13 protein-coding genes and 1 other RNA gene are annotated in these 16714 nt (G+C 63.4%); 8 read left to right on the top strand and 6 right to left on the bottom strand.

Translation table 11 applies throughout. The annotated features are described in order from the left end of the window. Positions 1–110 precede the first annotated feature (110 nt). A complete protein-coding gene (locus tag BUS42_RS13690) occupies positions 111–755 on the top strand; it encodes a hypothetical protein (RefSeq protein ID WP_143206325.1) in 645 nt (214 codons plus the stop codon). A gap of 145 nt (positions 756–900) precedes the next feature. Here BUS42_RS13690 and BUS42_RS13685 read toward each other — a convergent pair whose 3' ends face one another. Then, positions 901–1197, bottom strand: coding sequence for a hypothetical protein (locus tag BUS42_RS13685; protein ID WP_074307385.1), 297 nt, complete (start codon positions 1195–1197; stop codon positions 901–903). 871 nt (positions 1198–2068) lie between these two features. Here BUS42_RS13685 and BUS42_RS13680 point away from each other — a divergent pair. Next, positions 2069–2920 (top strand): DUF1559 family PulG-like putative transporter, encoded by an 852-nt coding sequence (locus tag BUS42_RS13680; RefSeq protein ID WP_143206324.1) that lies wholly within the window; start codon positions 2069–2071, stop codon positions 2918–2920. After that, positions 2920–3306, top strand: coding sequence for a DUF1559 family PulG-like putative transporter (locus BUS42_RS42715; protein WP_143206323.1), 387 nt, complete (start codon positions 2920–2922; stop codon positions 3304–3306). Before BUS42_RS13680 ends, BUS42_RS42715 begins: the two co-directional genes overlap by 1 nt. 93 nt (positions 3307–3399) lie before the next feature. Here the strand turns inward: BUS42_RS42715 and BUS42_RS13675 are convergent, their stop codons facing one another. From BUS42_RS13675 to BUS42_RS13660, 4 genes are all read right to left on the bottom strand, one after another. Further along, entirely contained in the window at positions 3400–4296 is an 897-nt protein-coding gene (locus tag BUS42_RS13675; RefSeq protein ID WP_074307384.1) for a sugar phosphate isomerase/epimerase family protein, read from the bottom strand. Positions 4297–4337: 41 nt separating this feature from the next. Next, the gene (locus BUS42_RS13670) at positions 4338–5741 is read right to left on the bottom strand and encodes a DUF1501 domain-containing protein (RefSeq protein ID WP_074307383.1); all 1404 of its coding nucleotides are present in this window, start codon (positions 5739–5741) and stop codon (positions 4338–4340) included. Positions 5742–5982: 241 nt separating this feature from the next. Next, on the bottom strand, positions 5983–8412 hold the full coding sequence (locus BUS42_RS46145; protein ID WP_261340753.1) for a tetratricopeptide repeat protein: 2430 nt from the start codon (positions 8410–8412) through the stop codon (positions 5983–5985). A gap of 136 nt (positions 8413–8548) precedes the next feature. Beyond that, positions 8549–9595: a YybH family protein gene (locus tag BUS42_RS13660; RefSeq protein ID WP_254053493.1), complete on the bottom strand. Its 1047-nt coding sequence runs from the start codon at positions 9593–9595 to the stop codon at positions 8549–8551. Between the two features lie 401 nt (positions 9596–9996). Here BUS42_RS13660 and BUS42_RS13655 point away from each other — a divergent pair, with 401 nt between their 5' ends. Continuing rightward, positions 9997–13065 (top strand): proline dehydrogenase family protein, encoded by a 3069-nt coding sequence (locus BUS42_RS13655; protein WP_254053492.1) that lies wholly within the window; start codon positions 9997–9999, stop codon positions 13063–13065. Positions 13066–13183: 118 nt separating this feature from the next. On the opposite strand, the gene BUS42_RS13650 is transcribed toward BUS42_RS13655, so the two are convergent. After that, on the bottom strand, positions 13184–13681 hold the full coding sequence (locus BUS42_RS13650) for an aminoacyl-tRNA deacylase (RefSeq protein WP_074307380.1): 498 nt from the start codon (positions 13679–13681) through the stop codon (positions 13184–13186). Positions 13682–13885: 204 nt separating this feature from the next. Here BUS42_RS13650 and rnpB point away from each other — a divergent pair. The 4 genes from rnpB (at position 13886) to BUS42_RS13625 (ending at position 16679) form a co-directional block, all read left to right on the top strand. Next, positions 13886–14332, top strand: an RNA gene (gene rnpB / locus BUS42_RS13645) — RNase P RNA component class A. A gap of 249 nt (positions 14333–14581) precedes the next feature. Beyond that, positions 14582–14857 (top strand): hypothetical protein, encoded by a 276-nt coding sequence (locus BUS42_RS13640; protein WP_074307379.1) that lies wholly within the window; start codon positions 14582–14584, stop codon positions 14855–14857. 758 nt (positions 14858–15615) lie between these two features. Further along, positions 15616–16161 (top strand): succinate dehydrogenase, cytochrome b556 subunit, encoded by a 546-nt coding sequence (locus BUS42_RS13630; RefSeq protein ID WP_074307377.1) that lies wholly within the window; start codon positions 15616–15618, stop codon positions 16159–16161. Positions 16162–16238: 77 nt separating this feature from the next. Beyond that, on the top strand, positions 16239–16679 hold the full coding sequence (locus BUS42_RS13625; protein ID WP_254053491.1) for a succinate dehydrogenase hydrophobic membrane anchor subunit: 441 nt from the start codon (positions 16239–16241) through the stop codon (positions 16677–16679). Positions 16680–16714 lie beyond the last annotated feature (35 nt).

The following is a 16714-nucleotide window of genomic DNA, read 5'->3' as shown; positions in this document are numbered from 1 at the left end:
GGGCGATCAATCTTGACCGGCTTTGCGTCGAACACAGAATGTCTCGTCTAGGAGCGAGGGTTGGGACTCGAACTCAAGGAAGGATGGCCATGCGTCTACGAATACCCCTCGTGCCCATAGCGATTCGCGTTCAATGCGAGCGACGGCCTTTAGGCCCACTTCGTCCACAGTTGTCGGTGTTGGGGCTTTTGATCATTACCGCGTTAATCGCTGGATACATGACACGAGTCACGTTGCCGGAGAGGAAGAAACGCTTTCAAATCGCCGATCAAGTGATCAGCGATCAAATCGCGTTATTCCTGAGGGCTGCTGAGGGGGAGAGGGCACGGGAACGTGAGATCAGACGTAGACTCAAGGGATGTCTGGCAGCCGCCGAAAAGGAAGAAAACGAGGCGAAGCAGTGGGCAGAGGGATCGGAAAAGCGACAAATTCACGCTCGCCTAGCCCAAGATTGGATCAAAGCCGCACGGAATGTGCCAATGCCGTTTGCGGATCTCGCGGCCCGCAAGGCGCTTGCTCTTGAACGGCGTGCGGAAGAACTTCGGAAAGGCCAACGTCAATCAGCAGAAGGGATTGCTTATATCGAGAGCCTTGCCCGAAGTGCGGAGAAATTGCCTGATACTCCAGAGTGGCAACGACTGGAGTTGGCCCCCCAGCTAGAGTTATTGAAGAGCGAGAAGATGTCAGAGCAAGAGGCGAAACTCGTGAAAACTTTTCTCGCCTCGAAACATCGAGGAAGCATGTCAGGACGATGAGGCCACAGCTTTAGAGAGAGTTCTCGTTCATCCCGACAAGTTTGCGTGGGCCCTCCGGCCAATAACCGCGTGGGCAAACCGCTGTGAGCAAGCGTCAATCCGGCCATCCGTCTCCGAGGCGGATCGGATCCACGGATGCGACCCATCAGCCCTCCTCAACCGGTCCCGTCTCCCAGCCCGCCTCGGCGAATGCCCGCTCGACCGCGTCGAACAATTCGGGCGGGTCGTTCATGACCGCCATTTCGAAGGTGGCAAACACCGCGACGCCCTCCTCGACCGTGAAGTTGAGGGTCGATTCCAAACCGTCGAACACCACCCAGTGTCCCCATTCGTCCGCTTCCTCGCGGCAAGGATACCCCGTCGCGGTCAGTTGTTGGACGTGATCGGAGACCGAGCGGCGCGGGCATGCGTCCGGGGCCACGAAATAGGCTTCTCCACCCATTGAAGGTCGACCTCGCCGCTTCGGAGGTATTGACATGAGCAGGAAATGCCCACGTGCTTGTGGGGGCTTTCCCCTCCCCACAGGAGCGTGCTGGCTAACGTGACCGTTGTCCCCCACCTCCGCACCATACCCGTTTATTACACCTCTTGCAAAGTCCCTGCCCGACGGGCGGCAAGATCGGGCGGCGCTAGGCTACCCTCACCCGTCAGGTCCGTACCATCGCCTCCATGCGGGGCGGCTTCTCCGATGTCACGGAGCAGACGTCGGACAACGGTACGATTTCCGGTCCTGCCCAATTACAGGGCCGGTGGATTGGTTTGTCTGAGGGTTAGCACCCGTCGGGATCAGCGAGATGTGTTCGATCTCCCGTGTTTTCATGCGCATGGGCCACAAGCCCAAGCTTATGGGCCGCCCGGACCTCTTGTTGGCCGTAGTCGCGAAGCGACAAGTGGCGTTCCGTACGCTCCACGCGGGTCGCTCGATGGTTCGGTCTCGCGTCACTCACTGGTGGCTGGGCCCTCACGGACACCAAGTTGCCTGGCCATCCACCCAAGAAATCCTCTGACTCCTTGCCTGCTCTGAGATCCAGGGTCGATGCCTCTCCCCATGATTTCCGTGCGCCACGCGACGGCAGACCGCTGTAAGGTTAACGAACTTCTGCAAACAGTAACCTTGCGACATTTTTGAACACCCGATCGAACCGCACCATTCCCCACGTTCCAGGACGTGTCCATTTCTCAGGAGTATGCTGTTGTTTCTTGATTGACTGAGTGCTAGCATGCATTTACTTAATTCTGAGTGCACAGCCCATTCGAGGTTGGTGTGGGTCGCGTTCAGCGACCGGCCGATCAGGCACGGAAAGGGGGATGGCATGCGTTCACGTCTTCGCGCTGGCTTTACGCTGATTGAGTTGCTGGTTGTGATTGCGATCATCGGGGTCTTGGTCGGATTAATGTTACCGGCGGTAAGTTCGGCCCGTGCGGCGGCGCGGCGGGCGAAGTGTCAGAGTAATCTCCGGCAGGTTGGCCTCGGGCTCCTTGGGTTCTTGAATGCATTCAACAAGTTTCCCAATGCCGGTACCTTCGCGGAGAATCCCGATGTGAATCTGGGGGACCCGACTGATCCGGACCATCCGTCCTGGATCTGGACGTCGATCTCACAGCCGGGGAGCCTCACCAAGAACAACCCGATGCTTTCCAACTGGGTGGTGGAGGTCCTGCCGTATATCGACAGCAAGGATCTTGCAAATGCATGGAGACATGAGCAGAATTATTTGAGTTCAGCGACGACGAAGCAGGGAATGCCGTCGAACTTAAAGTCGTCGTCAACCAATCTTGACATTTTGGTTTGTCCTGATGACACGACGCTTCAGACGTCGCAGGGGAACCTCAGTTATGTCGTCAACGGCGGCTTCGCCCGCTGGCATGCCGAGCCCCTTTCTTGGACGGGGCACAAGTTCGATGGTGATCTGTCGGGCGGGAACGGGGGGATCGCCGCCTGGGGGCCACAGGCGCCGGACGTCGGCAAGCGGACGAATTGGGGGCTGAATCAGAGCACCTGCAAGAAACTGGGGGTGATGTTTCTGGGGACGGCGAAGGGGGGATACCCCTGGGACATTCAAACGAGCCCGGTCAACCTCGAGGATGGGGCGAGCGCGACTCTGTTGGCGAGTGAGAACATGCTGGTCGGCAGTTCCACAGGCTCACCCGTCTTGGGGGGCTGATGACGAACTGGGCATGCCCATTGCCCAACTTCTGCATGTTCACCGCCTCGGATAACGTGTGCGGCAGTGCCAGCACCCCGGATTGCACAAGCGGCGGTCTGGCCGCGTCCGCGGACGCTGATGGCCCTGGATGGGCTTTGGCCAATCAGGACGGCTCGTACGAGAACATCAACGGCGGATACCGACTGACGATCGAGGGGACGTTCCCCTATCTCTTGAGCAACCATTCCGGGGGCGTGAACGCGGTCTTCTGTGACGGCTCGATGCGATTCCTCAAGAGCTCGATCGCCGGCAGCGTCTACGCCAAGCTCGTCACTCCGGCCGGGAGCAAACTCCCTTACTGGTGCACTCAAATGCCACTCAGTCAGGATGCGTTCACTCAGTAGCGGAGGCGAACCCGTCAGACCCAGGTGCGTGAAAGCATGATCTGAACTAACGGTGTCAGATCATGCTTTTTTGTTGGATTAATTTCGGAGTGATTATGAGAAATGTTGTTTGATCATTGCTCGGAGGAACGCGAGCGACTCGGCCATCTCGCCCATTCCGTTCATCCCATCCTCGATACTGATCCAGCCGCAATAGTCATGCTCGGCCAGGATGGTGAAGATTGTGGGGTAATCATTTAATCCTTTGCCGGTCACTCCATGGAGCAGGTTGGGCGAGTAGCCGAGCGTGCCGTCGGCCTGGCGGAGCTCGTCGAGCGTCGTCCCCTTGGCGAGGTAGCGATCGCTGGCGTGCATGCTCACCACGCGATCGGCGACGGCCCGCAAGAGCTCGATCGGGTCGTCGCCGGCGACGATCGCGTTCGACGGGTCGTACTGCACGCCGAAGTGCCGGCGCTCGGGGATCGCTTTGACCAGGTCGAGGAAGACATCCTGCTTCTGGGCGAACTCGGGGTAGCGCCAGAAGCCGTCCTTGTAGTGGTTTTCCAGGCCGAGCACGACGTCGTGCTCCCGAGCGACCGGCAAGAGTTCCTCGATGCAGGCGACGACCCACTCCAGCCCTTGTTCACGGCCGACTTGGGGGTAGCGTTGACCCGAAAGCACCCGGCAGACGGTGCCGGGGCCGCCGAGCCGTCTCGTCACTCGGATCAGGGCGGCTTCCCGGTCGATGGCCCGCCGCCTGGCGTCGGCGTCGGGATTGGTGAAGTCGGGCGAGCAGCAGAGCATGGGCATGGCGAAGCCAGCCTCGCGGATCGCGTCGCCCACGCGGTCGATGTAGGCGTCGTCCAGGCTGGTGAAGAAGCCGTCGTACATCTCAAGACCGTCGGCGTCGAGCGATCGCGCCTCGGCGATCCAGTCGAAGACTGTCATCGAGCGCTGGCCGGCGATCTCGTCGAGGTAGCATTTCGGGAATGCGGAAATTTTCGGGGGCACGGAGAGCCTCTCCTTGGAGGACGGCCGGATCGCGAACCGGCTCAGGCGAGGATGGCCGCGATCGGCCGGCCTTCGGGCACGACGGTGAAGGGGCGTCGGAACTGGTCGTAGAGGAGGAGATCGGCTGGAATCCCGAGGCACTGGTAGATCGTGGCGATGATCTCGGCCGGGGTGACGGGGTCGAGGTGCGGGCGGGCACCAATCTTGTCGCTGGCGCCATGGACGTGGCCCGCCTTGATCCCGCCGCCGGCGAGGAACAGGCTGTAGCCGAAGTTCCAGTGGTCACGGCCCGCCGCGGGGTTGATCTTGGGACTCCGCCCGAACTCGCCCATGACGACGACCAGCGTACGGTCGAGCCGGCCCCGCGACTGGAGGTCGTCGAGCAGCGACGAGAGCGCGGCATCGAGTTGCGGGAGCAAGGTGTTCTTGAGGGTCTTGAAGTTGTTGCCGTGGGTGTCCCAGGTGGCGTTGGCGTCGGGCGCCCAGGAGATGCTGGCGACCCGGACGCCGGCCTCGACCAGTCTGCGGGCGAGCAGCACGCTCTGGCCGTAGATGTTCCGGCCGTAGCGGTCGCGGATTCGCGGGTCCTCGCGGTCGATCCGGAACGCGTCCTGGGCCGTCGGCGCGGTGAGCAAGTCGTACGCCCGCGCGCGAAAACCGTCGACGTCACGGAGCCGCGGGTCACGTTCGTACCCCGCCGGGGTGCCGAGCACATTGTCGAGCCGTTTCCGGCTCGCGAACCGCGCCAGGTCGACACCCGCCGGGTGCGAGAGCTCGGGCATTGCGAAGTCAGGCGAGTTCGGATCCTTGAGGACGAAGAGCGGGTCGTGCGTCCGCCCGAGCCAGCCGCCGAAGAATCCAGGCTGGGGCGGTCCCCCCGCGCCCTCGGCGGTGATATACGGCATCGCGACGAACGGGACGATCCCGGTCTCGGGCGGCCGGTGGAGTCCGACAACCGATCCGATCGCCGGGTTGTCGGTCGGCTGGGCTCGTCCGCCGACCTCACCGCGGTCGTGCCCGGTCAGGCCGGTATAGACGGCCGCCCCGTGCGAGTTGTTCACGCTGTGGTGCGCGGAGCGGATCAGGGTTCCCAGGTGCACCTGGCGGGCGAACAGGGGCAGGTGCTCGGAAACCTGGACACCGGGCAGACTCGACGCGATCGGCCGGAACTCGCCGCGGATCTCGGCCGGCGCATCGGGCTTCATGTCCCACATGTCGAGGTGGCTGGGCCCGCCGTTCAAGAAAATCAGGATGCAGGAGTCGGCCGTCGGCGTCACCTGATCCTGGGGACGAGCGCGACGCCGTGCCCGGGGGGCGGCTCCCGCCTCGGCGCGGAGTAGGTCGGTCAGGCCGAGCCCGAGCGCCAGGCTGGAGCCGATCTCGATCATCTCGCGGCGAGAAACCCGACCAGGGCCGGGGCAAGGGCTTGGCGATGGTTGGGACACGACCGACCTCCGCGTCTGATCTCGGCTTCACTGTTTAATACTTGCCGGATCTTAAACCGGGCCGCACGTGGTGTCGAGGTGGTCGGTCCTGGCAGACTTGGAATCGGGCGGTCGTTTCCCGCGGTTTTCTTCGTGATTCCCAACATCGGGGCCGGTTGTAGGCTGGAAGAGACGTGGTCTGATTTCGATTCGCTCGCCTTGGGGGGCGAGCGAATCGAGCGGGCGGGGCCGTTCGTTCGGCTTAGCGTGTGAAGGTCAAGCCGGGGGCCTTGGCTCCGGCGCCTGGGGGGGCGAAGACGAATTTGTCGGGGCCGGACTGCGTGACCTTGCCGACCAGCGGGGGGCCGTCGGTATGGAGCAGGGCGAGCGTTCCGTCCTTGAATTCCGCGTGGCCCTCAAGGGACTGTTTCTGACCCTTGTTATCGATGTCCCAGGTGAAGGCGCCGTCTTCCTTGAGCGTCAGGGCGACGGAGACGTCGGGCGTCGGCTGGGCCTTCCACGTTCCGGCCATCGCGGCTGGCGGAGGGGGAGGGGGGCTTGTCGGGGCCGGCTCCGTGGCGGTCGAGGAGGGCGTGGTTGCGGCGGGTGAGGTTGAAGGCGGTTGTTCTGGGACCTGGGCCGGTGTTGCTGCGGCGACCTGAGGCTGAGGCTCGGGGTTGGCGGGCTTCCGGAGCGCCTTGACGAACGACGCCGAGAGTTGGTCCTTGGGCTGAAGTAGAGTGACCTGTACGAATTGGTCCAAGGCCTCGTCGTTGTGTCCCTCAACCATGTAATGGTCCGCCAGGAGGAACCGGCCGGCCGGTGAGTTGGGGTTGGCCGTGACGTACGCTTCCAGGTTGCGGAGCTGGTGGGTGTAGGTGTCGACGTCGGGGTAGAGCCCGACGAGCGTGGACCAGTTCCACCCCGGTCCGGCCGTGAGCACGGCGTATTCGACGGCCGCGGCTTCGTCGTATCGCTGGAGAGCGAACAGGGCCAGAGCGCGGAATTCGTGGACCACCGGGACGTTGGGAGTCTGCTTGATCACTTGATCGGCCAGTTCGACCGCTCGCGCGTAGTCGCCGGCCTGGAAGGCGTCGCGCGCGGCCGCGAAAATCTGCTCGGTGCTGGTGGCGATCGACGGGTCGGGAGCGGCGGCAACGACGTTGATCGGCTGCGAGTAGTCGAAGACGACGGCCGACGTTGCGGGCTGAGTCACGACCAACGTCGAGGCGTAAGGGTTCGCATAGTCACTGTAGAGCCAGTCGCTGGCCACCGAGCCGAGCCCCCAGTCGGTATAGTCGCTGGCGCCCCAAGTCGGGACGACGTAATTCATTCCATAGCCGACGGTCGGAGAGCCAAACCCGCCATAGCCGAGTGCGCTGTTTGAGACACCAAACGCGGTGCCGAGCCCAAACGAGGTCAGTGCCCCCGCGCCAAAACCGGTCAAGAACCCGGAGCCCCCACCCCAGTTGCCGCGGTACCAGTTGCCGTAGTAGGGGGAGGACCAGCCGCTGTTGCCGCCCCAGCCACCACCCCCCCAACCTCCGCCGCCCCAGCCACCGCCACCGCCACCGCCCCAGCCACCACCGCCCCAGCCACCACCGCCGGTCACGGTGTTCACGTTGTTGTTGATGATCGTCGGGGCGCCTCCGTAACCCGAAGAATAGCCTCCGCCGCCGAAGTTGTTGTTGACGAAGCTGTTGCTGACGGAATTGGTCCGGCTGACGATCCCGAGGTTGTCGCCGATCTGTCCGAAATTGCCGGAACCAATGTTGTTGCCCGATCCGGCCCAGGGGCGGTTGTTGATGTTACCGCCGCCAAAACCGGGGCGATTGCCGCCGCCGAGCCAGGGATTCTGGACCCCACCGCCGCCCTGTCCCGGGCGGTTGCCCCAGCCCTGTCCTGGGCGATTGCCGCCGGCAAGCCAAGGATTCTGAACGCCACCGCCGCCTTGTCCGGGACGGTTGCCCCAACCTTGGCCGGGCCGGTTACCTCCGGCGAGCCAGGGATTCTGAACGCCACCGCCGCCTTGTCCCGGTCGGTTACCACCGGGGAATCCAGGCCTCTGGACACCGCCGCCACCTTGTCCTGGTCGGTTACCGCCGGCGAATCCGGGGAATCCAGGGCGCTGGACCCCGCCGCCGCCTTGTCCTGGTCGGTTACCACCGGGGAATCCGGGGAATCCGGGACGCTGGACCCCGCCGCCGCCTTGTCCTGGTCGGTTACCACCGGGGAATCCGGGGAATCCGGGGCGCTGGACCCCGCCGCCGCCTTGTCCTGGGCGATTACCACCGGGGAATCCGGGGAATCCAGGGCGCTGGACACCCCCGCCGCCTTGTCCCGGTCGATTGCCTCCCGGAAAACCGGCTCCCGGTCCTGGCCGGTTACCACCGCCGAAGTTGGGCCGGGACATACCGCCCGGGTTGCCGGCGAAATTGGGGCGGGTCATGTTGCCAGGGGACGGGCGGGTCATTCCGCCCATGGCGGGCCGGTTGACGGGCATGGAGGGTCTGGTCATGCCTCCACCGCCTTGCATGGGACGAGCCATGCCGCCTCCCCCCGCGGGGCGTCCGCCGCCAGCACCCCCGGGGCGCCCCCCACCGCCACGACGTTGGGCGTGAGCCAGGTCGGGATTGGCGAAGAAGGCGGTTATTGCGGCAAGCAAGAGGATGGTCTGCCGAGAATTAAACATGGACATCCTCGAGAGGTGATGTGAAGCCGTTGGGTGTGCGGATACGCAACAAGGCTGATTTTGTGGCCTCCCGGCGGCTTGCTCAGGGGCCTGAGCAAGCCACCGGGAGGAGGATGACGTGGTCGGACGGGCCGCGTTACTTTTCCGGCTTGCCGGTCGCGGCGGGCTGAGGCTCAAGTCGAGCATGAGGCAGAGCCGGTTTCCGAACCATCACGACGTCGGCGATGTCGGGCGCGAGCTGGCCACCGATGATCCGGTCGATCGAGCTGGATTTCACCACATCCTTATTCAGGATGGTGTGGATCTGGGTGGCCGAGTTGGGCTGGCCGTCGTGACGAGTGCCCTGAGCCTTGACGATCCACTGGTTCTCGGCGGTCCGCGTCCAGAGTCCTTCGCCGTGTCCCCCCTCGGAGGAGAAGACCCACGACTTGATCTGAGTGGTCTGGGGATCCCAGCCGATGAACATTGTGCCCGAGGAGGCCTTCTCGCCCTGGATCTCGATACTGTACGTGCGGATCAGAAAGCTTTTGTTGTCGGCCCAGCGAATGCTTGAGCTGACCTTATTGTCGCCGCTCTCGTCCACCCAGTCACCGACCATCCACTCGAGCTCCTTGAGCCGTTCGTAGGGGGTGATGTCTCCGCCAGGAGCGGCGTACTCGCGAATCTCGGCGAGCCGCCACTTGCCCTCTTGGAGGATCGTCAGCACGCTAAAACGGGTGAATTCGTTGGCGTCGCCGGTGCCCGACGAGAGTCGCGACATGCCCTCGACCCGCGCCACATCGGCGGTGAGGAAGCGAATGGATTCGATGGTGCACTCGAGCTTGACCCCCGGAACGTTCTCAAGCTCCTCGGCGTACATCATGCCAATGTCCGATTGGCCGCGCGTCTCGGACCCGGAAGGTTCGACGACCACGGCGTCGGCGGTCAACAGTTCGGTCAGCGCCTCGACGTCGTGGACGTTGAAAGCCTTGGCAAACGCCTGAACTTGTTCACGGATCGCGGCCTCCTTGGGGTTGGAGACTGGGGCAGCCGCAGGTGCGGATGCGGATGCGGGGGCGGTTGCGGGGGCGGGAGTGGCGGCGGGCTCTGCCTTCGCATCGGTCGGTTGGGCCTGCGGCGGTGAGTCACCCGAGGCCATCACCATACCGGCGCAGGTCAGGGCCAGCGCTGCGAGCCAGGTCATGCGCGTTCTCATAGCGGCTTGCCTCATAAGAAGGTGGACATGAAGCTGGGCTGGCGTTGCCAAGCCGGCAACGCCGGACCGCGGTGACCGATCGAGATGAGGATGTGTCTAACCTACCGAGGATCGAGATCCAGGGTCAACCTCTCAGGGGCGAAGGCGGATATCAGCAATTTTCGATTCGCGCGGGAAATCAAGCGACAGGTTGTTCCCTGACGCTCCCGCTCACCTGAGTCGTGGGCGCGGGGCCGGTTCTCAAGGAATGACTCTCCCGCCGTTCGCGATCACCGGAAGGGCCGCCGAATAAGTGATCCTTATGGTCCGTCCTGCCGTAGAATAGGGGTGGCGGGAGGCGTTCTGATCTCGCTTACCTCCCGTTCTCGGAGGGCTCGTCGATGGCCTCAATGACTGCAAGTCGTGATGCGACCTCGACCTCGATCGAACACCGAGCGCGCGAAATCGGCCGCGTGCTGTTCGCCAAGGTCGGGGGCGGACCCAAGCCCTGGGAACGCGGGTGGTGGGATGACCGCATGATGAACCTGACGCTGGGCGACCCCCTAGTCAAGGTCCAGCTCTTCCGGTTCATTGACGCGATGCCCGTGCTCAAAACCCCGACGGCGATCCGCCGGCACCTGGTGGAATATCTGGATGAGGCGGGAGATCGGGTCCCCTGGTGGCTTCGACTCGCGGTTGCGCTGGCCCCGGCGGGAACCCTGGGAGAACGTGCCTTAGCGGGGATCGCCCGGTTCGGGGCGACCCATATGGCACGGCGGTTCATTGCCGGCGCAACCCCCGACGAGGCGCTCAAGACGGTTCTCGCCCTGCGGCGGCAGCGGATCGCGTTCACGGCGGACCTCCTGGGAGAGGCCGTGATCAGCGAGCACGAGGCCGAACGCTATCAGCAGACCTGTCTCGACTTGATTCGCGGCCTGGCTCGCCCGTTGGGCGTCGAACCGGAGATACCACAAATCGACCGCGATCACCGCGGGTCGATTCCTCGCGTGAACCTGTCTTTGAAACTGACGAGCCTGACGGCCCGCTTCGATGCGCTTTACGACCATTCGACGCTTTACCGCGTGGCCCGTCGGCTCCGCCCGATCTTGCGGACCGCACGCGATCTGGGCGCCTATGTCCATGTGGATATGGAACAGTACGCCCACAAGGATTTGACGCTGGCGATCTTCAAGTCGGTGCTCTCCGAGCCGGAGTTTCGCGACTGGCCCGATGTCGGCATCGTCATTCAAGGGTATTTGACCGAGACGGAGGCCGACCTGGGATCGCTGCTCGACTGGGTCAAGCAGCGGGGCACTCCGATCACGGTCCGGCTCGTCAAGGGGGCGTACTGGGACTACGAGGTGGTCCTGGCCCGCCAACTCGGCTGGCCGATCCCGGTCTATCTCCACAAGTGGCAGACCGACGCCTGTTACGAGCGTTCCGCCCGCTTTCTGATGGAGCACCACGAACAGTTGCGCCCGGCCCTGGGCAGCCACAACGTGCGGAGCCTGGCGCTGGCGATGGCGGCCGCCGAGACGTATCACGTGCCGGATGATTCCTACGAGATCCAGATGCTCCACGGCATGGGCGAGCCGATTCAGCGTGCCTTGGTGGCCGACGGCAAGCGGGTTCGTGTCTACACCCCGTATGGCGCAATGCTCCCCGGCATGGCCTACTTGGTGCGGCGACTGCTGGAAAATACGTCGAACGAGTCGTTCCTGAAGGCCAGCTTCACCGACCATGCTCAGGTCGAGGAGCTCTTGCGCGATCCCGAGGAGGTCGGAGCCATGTGGGGCCGGAACCAGCCTTCCCAACGCAAGCCCGGGTCGTTGACCGCGAACGCGGCGGCGCCGGTTTTGACACCGTTTCAGAACGAGCCGCCGACCGACTTCACTCGGCCCGAGGCCCGCGCTGCGATGAGCGAAGCGCTTCGCGTGGTTCGCGGTCAGTTCGGCCGGGTCTACCCGCTGGTTCTGAACGGTCGCGCGGTCGCCACCGGGACTGAGTTCACCTCGACCGACCCCAGCGAGACCGCTTCGGTTGTCGGCCGATTCGTTCAGGCTCGCCCCGAGGATGCTCGCCAGGCGATCGCGATCGCGCGGGAACGACTTGCGGCGTGGTCGGCTACCCCCGCCGCGGACCGCGCCTCGGTCCTCCTCAAAGCGGCTGCGCTCATGCGTGCGAAGCGCTCGGAAATCTCGGCCTGGGAAGTCTACGAGTGTGGCAAGCCCTGGCGCGAGGCCGACGGGGACGTCGCCGAGGCGATCGATTTCTGCGAATTCTACGCCCGCGAGATGATCCGGTTGGCGGAGGGGAAACACCGCGACGTTCCGGGCGAGACCAATGCCATCGAGCGGATCGCCCGCGGAGTCGTGGCCGTGATCCCGCCTTGGAACTTCCCGCTGGCGATTCCGACCGGGATGACGGTCGCCGCCCTGGTCGCGGGAAACACGGTGGTGCTCAAGCCGAGCGAGCGTGCCCCGAGGATCGCGCTGCTGCTGGGCGAACTGCTTCGCGAAGCTGGCCTTCCCGAGGGGGTGCTGACCGTTTTGCCCGGTTTCGGCGACGTCGGCAAAGCCCTCGTGGATGACCCGCGGGTGGCACTGATCGCATTCACCGGGTCGCGCGATGTGGGTCTCGAGATCAACCGCAAGGCGGCCGAGCCGGCGCACGGGCAGAACCATGTCAAGCGGGTGATCGCCGAGATGGGGGGAAAGAACGCGATCATCGTCGACGATGACTCCGACCTCGACGAGGCGGTCGTCGGCGTCTTGCAGAGCGCCTTTGGCTACGCGGGGCAGAAGTGCTCGGCCTGCTCGCGCGTGATCGTCCTCGACGGCGTTTACGACGCCTTCGTCGCGCGGCTCGTCGATGCCGCCCGCGCCTTGCCCGTCGGCCCGGCCGACAACCCGGACACCGCGGTCGGCCCTGTGATCGACGCCAAGGCCCGCGTGCGGGTCGAAGGCTACAAGACGATCGCCGAGGGGGAAGGCGATGTTGTCTTGTCGGTCGATGTGGGCCCACTGGTGGCGCGAGGGAACTACGTCGGACCGCTGATCGTCGCCGGGGTCCACCCCGACGCCAGAATCGCCCAGGAGGAGGTGTTCGGACCCGTCCTCGCCGTCCTCCGAGCGAGCGATCTCAACGATGCGCTTCGGATCGCCAACGGCACGGTTTACGCCCTGACCGGTGGACTCTATTCGCGGAGCCCGGCGAACATCGACCGCGTCAAACGCGAGTTCCGGGTGGGTAACCTCTACGTGAACCGGCCGATCACCGGCGCACTCGTCGATCGCCAGCCGTTCGGTGGCTTCCAACTCTCGGGCATCGGCACCAAGGCCGGCGGGACCGACTACCTGCTCGAGTTCCTCCTGACCCGCACCATCACCGAGAATACGATGAGGCGTGGGTTCGCCCCTGAGTCCGACGGAGCCTCGACGGCGGCAACTCCAACCAATGAGGCGGCTCTCGGCGTCTGAGCCTCGGCGTTCCGGCCGTAATTCAATCGAGTCGTTGGATTGAAACTGTGGGCGGGATGCCCCGCTCCCCCCTCTGATTCACAAAAGTGAGGGCAGAGCGGGGGAGCGGGGCCAGTCTTCACCCGGCTTTGCGATGCGAATTGCGACGTTGACGCGGGCTCGTCGCCAGTGCGAACCGGGTCCGAATCGGCGATTCGATCGCTTCGTAGTCGCGGTAGCGCATCCGTACCCCCTCGTGGCGGGAGTTTCCCACGAATACGATCTCAGAGCTGCCCGACAAGCTGGCGTCGACCAGGGTCGTCAGCCCGTATAACCGGCCAAACGGCGGCAACGCCCCTCGTTCGCAGTCGCCGAAGATCCGCTCGACCTCGTCCTCGGTCGCGATCCGAGGCGATTGGCCATGAAGCGCTTGCGTCAGTCGCTCCATATCGATCCGTGCGGTCGCCGGCAGGACCGCCAAGACGTAGGCCCCTCCCGTACCGACCAATACCCCTTTGGCGACGAACCGGCCGGAAACGTGAACGGTTTGCGCCAGCTTGGACGCCGAAGGGGCCGGTGGGTGCAGCAGCGTCTCGAACCAGACGTGACGGCTCTGGAGATAGTCGCGGATACACATGGGTGGAGGCCTCTAAGGATTGGGAGGATATCCACAGTATAAAGCACATAGTTAAAATGGGAAATTTGAATCGAAAAAATTGAGTAGATAAATTGCAGGGTGAGTCTTGCGGGTTGCGGGAGGGGGTATGAGGGAGAATCCGCGAATTGTTGAAGAATATTGGTTGAGGCGAGGCAGCCGTGAGATATGATAAGTGATGGGTTCGTGACGGACTGGATGATCGCCACGGCGCTTGGTTTGATGGAAACATCAAATCGAGGGCATGCCGTAGAGGAAAGTCCGGACTCCGTAGGGCGCGGTGGTGGGTAACGCCCACCGCCCGATTGATCTCGGGAAGGGAAAGTGCCACAGAAAACAGACCGCCACGGCGAACTTCGGTTCGCTGGGGTAAGGGTGAAACGGTGAGGTAAGAGCTCACCAGCAGGTCGGGTGACCGGCTTGGCTTGGCAAACCCCACTGGGAGCAAGACCAAATAAGGGAGCAACGTTGCCGGACTGACCGCAAGGGAGGGCCGGCGGCGGCGGATTTGCCCGATCCGGATGACTTCCGGGTAGGTCGCTAGAGGCGCCGGGCAACCGGCGTCCCAGAGAAATGATCATCCGGGGACGTTCGCGTCCCCGACAGAATCCGGCTTACAGGTTCGTCACGATCCCACCTTTATACGATTCGATGACGCTTTGACGAAAATTCCGTTCACGAAACCGGTCGGCGGCCGTGAACCGTCAGGCGCTCTGAGTGGGCCTGACTCGCGTCGAGAAACTCTGAACCGAACTGAATTGCCCCTGCGATTCCCGAGATGATCCCTTGTCTCACCAATCCTTACCTGCTATGATGGATGCATCGGGTCAAGTGCTCAATGCCTCCGAACTTCGCCCCTTACCGGGCGGGGAGGAGCAGGATATGGATACGGAAATGGTGGTCACGGGCGCAATCATCGATTCTTGGGTCGAACCTTCCGGCGCATTACGGGATGCGTCGCGTCTGGTCTTGCAGGTGGCACCGCTGGGCCGCCCCAAGGATCTCATGATCGTCGAGGCGGAAGCCTCGCTCGTCCCGGATCGAGGCTGGCTCGAGGACCTGGGTGAGAACCTTTGTCACGGCAGTCCGGTCGCCGCGGTGGGGCGTTTGACGCTCGGCGGGTTCTTCTCGGCCACGCAGATTCATCTCGCACGCTGAGGTCCGTCCGGATCGCACTCCCGCCGGTCTTCACCGCGACTCAGGTTCCTCCTGGGTCCGTGTTGATGGCCAATTCGCTTTTATTTAAGCTCGATGCTCGCGGCGGTCCAGGGCGGCAGCATTCGCCAAAAGGAGCCGGTCGTCGAGAGATCGATGCTGCGATGCGCTCGGCCTTGGCGTGATCGCAGGGCCAACGATTTTCGTAGCGTGGGCACGGCCCACCTCTGAACCTTCTCGTTGGCAAGGAGATCGGGATGGTGGGCCGTGCCCACGCTACGGGAAGTCCGCGATTGCGGACCATCCCTCATGGGTTATCATCGCGGATCCCACCTCCAACGAGGCCAACATTGAAGATGGTCCGCAATCGCGGACGCTACGGGAGGACTCCGTGCCGTGCGCGCACCTTGGCGCGAGCGAGGCCCGGGGCGGATTCGCCCGGGGGCTGAGTTCGGCTCGGCTCGGGGAACGAACCGGGGGGCTGCGGAGGACGGGCAAAATTTACTGTAAGTTTTATCTCAGAAATGAGATGCGTTACGAATTCCGTGTGGCCATGGGGTTTTGATTCCGGAGTGCCCCCTTGACCCGACGCGCCAATACCTCTACAAAATCTTGAGGTTAAGCCGATTGAGGATCTCGGCTGACTCGGGCACCGTGGCTGAGGAGTCTCGCCCGACGACGTTGTCGAATGCGCCTGGGCTAGGCGAAGGGGCTTTCGAGCCCACTCTCATTGATCCGCCCTCCTCGGGATTCCGATTCCCATGTCACAGACATATCGAAGTCCGCGGTATTACCGTCGCGGACTCTGGTCGCGTTTGGTTGAGGGCCTTCGCTATGGTGGCGGGCTCGGCCAATGGTCTTGGCTGCTCCATCGCGTGACCGGACTGGGTATTTTGCTTTACCTGGTCGCGCACATTACCGACACCTTCTTCGTCGTCGTGAACCCAGCCTGGTATGACCATACCATGGCGCTCTACGGCGGCACGATGTCGGGCCAGTACTACTGGCCGATCCGCTGGGCGTTTCGGCTCGGTGAATTGGGGCTGATCGCTTGCGTCCTCTTCCATTCGCTCAACGGCATTCGCGTGGTGCTGTTCGACTTCTGGCCGAAGGGGGTGCAGTACCAGCGACAGATTTTCCTCTTCGTGGTGGTCGCCTTCTGGGCGATCATGATTCCGGTGGCGATCTGGGTCCTCTTGCCGTTGTTGAAGGCGCCTGAGTACGAGAGCCTGCCGGAGCCGGTGATCACCTCGGCGCGAATTGAGACGGACAAGGGAACGATTCAGCCGCGACTTTCGATCGGCTGAGGTTTCGCCGGTTGGCATCGAGACAGAGTTTTAAAGTGAAGGGGACCATGGTGGCAAGTTCGGGTCGAGGTCGGCGGGTGAAACCGAGCGGTGGATTCGAACTGGGCGCGTGGTATTTCATGCGGATCTCGGGCCTAACGCTGGTCTTGCTGGCGCTCGGTCACCTGTTCATCGTCCACATCCTCTTCAATGTCGAGACGATCAATTACGCCTTCGTCGCGGATCGCTGGACCAAGCCCGGCAGCGGCTTCTTCTGGCGGCTCTGGGACCTGGCGATGGTCGTCCTCGCAGTGATCCACGGCCTCAACGGCCTCCGCCAGATCCTCGACGAGTACATCGTCCGGCCTGGCCGACGCGTGATTGTTCATACCCTGATCTGGACCGTCGCGACGGTCCTGGTGGGTATGGGCAGCTACGCGATTCTCATGTTCGAGAAGGACCAAGAGTACATCAAGGCGCATCCCCGCAAGGGACAGTCTCAGACGGTCACCGCTTCGGTCGCTCCCCGCGGCCGTTGACGGCCGAGTGGCGTTCGGGCCTGACACCAAGGGCG

Source organism: Singulisphaera sp. GP187, from assembly GCF_900129635.1.
Classification (GTDB): domain Bacteria; phylum Planctomycetota; class Planctomycetia; order Isosphaerales; family Isosphaeraceae; genus Singulisphaera.
Note: the sequence above shows the minus strand (reverse complement) of the source record. Positions and strands in the feature narration are given on the sequence as shown.

What these genes read in the sequence shown, in the direction of transcription:
- BUS42_RS13650 (WP_074307380.1), bottom strand. Translation starts at nt 13,681, where the DNA reads ATGTGTATCCGCGACTATCTCCAGAGCCGTCACGTCTGGTTCGAGACG.
- BUS42_RS13685 (WP_074307385.1), bottom strand. Translation starts at nt 1,197, where the DNA reads ATGGGTGGAGAAGCCTATTTCGTGGCCCCGGACGCATGCCCGCGCCGC.
- BUS42_RS13680 (WP_143206324.1), top strand. Translation starts at nt 2,069, where the DNA reads ATGCGTTCACGTCTTCGCGCTGGCTTTACGCTGATTGAGTTGCTGGTT.
- BUS42_RS13640 (WP_074307379.1), top strand. Translation starts at nt 14,582, where the DNA reads ATGGATACGGAAATGGTGGTCACGGGCGCAATCATCGATTCTTGGGTC.
- BUS42_RS13660 (WP_254053493.1), bottom strand. Translation starts at nt 9,595, where the DNA reads ATGACCTGGCTCGCAGCGCTGGCCCTGACCTGCGCCGGTATGGTGATG.
- BUS42_RS42715 (WP_143206323.1), top strand. Translation starts at nt 2,920, where the DNA reads ATGACGAACTGGGCATGCCCATTGCCCAACTTCTGCATGTTCACCGCC.
- BUS42_RS13630 (WP_074307377.1), top strand. Translation starts at nt 15,616, where the DNA reads ATGTCACAGACATATCGAAGTCCGCGGTATTACCGTCGCGGACTCTGG.
- BUS42_RS46145 (WP_261340753.1), bottom strand. Translation starts at nt 8,412, where the DNA reads ATGTTTAATTCTCGGCAGACCATCCTCTTGCTTGCCGCAATAACCGCC.
- BUS42_RS13655 (WP_254053492.1), top strand. Translation starts at nt 9,997, where the DNA reads ATGACTGCAAGTCGTGATGCGACCTCGACCTCGATCGAACACCGAGCG.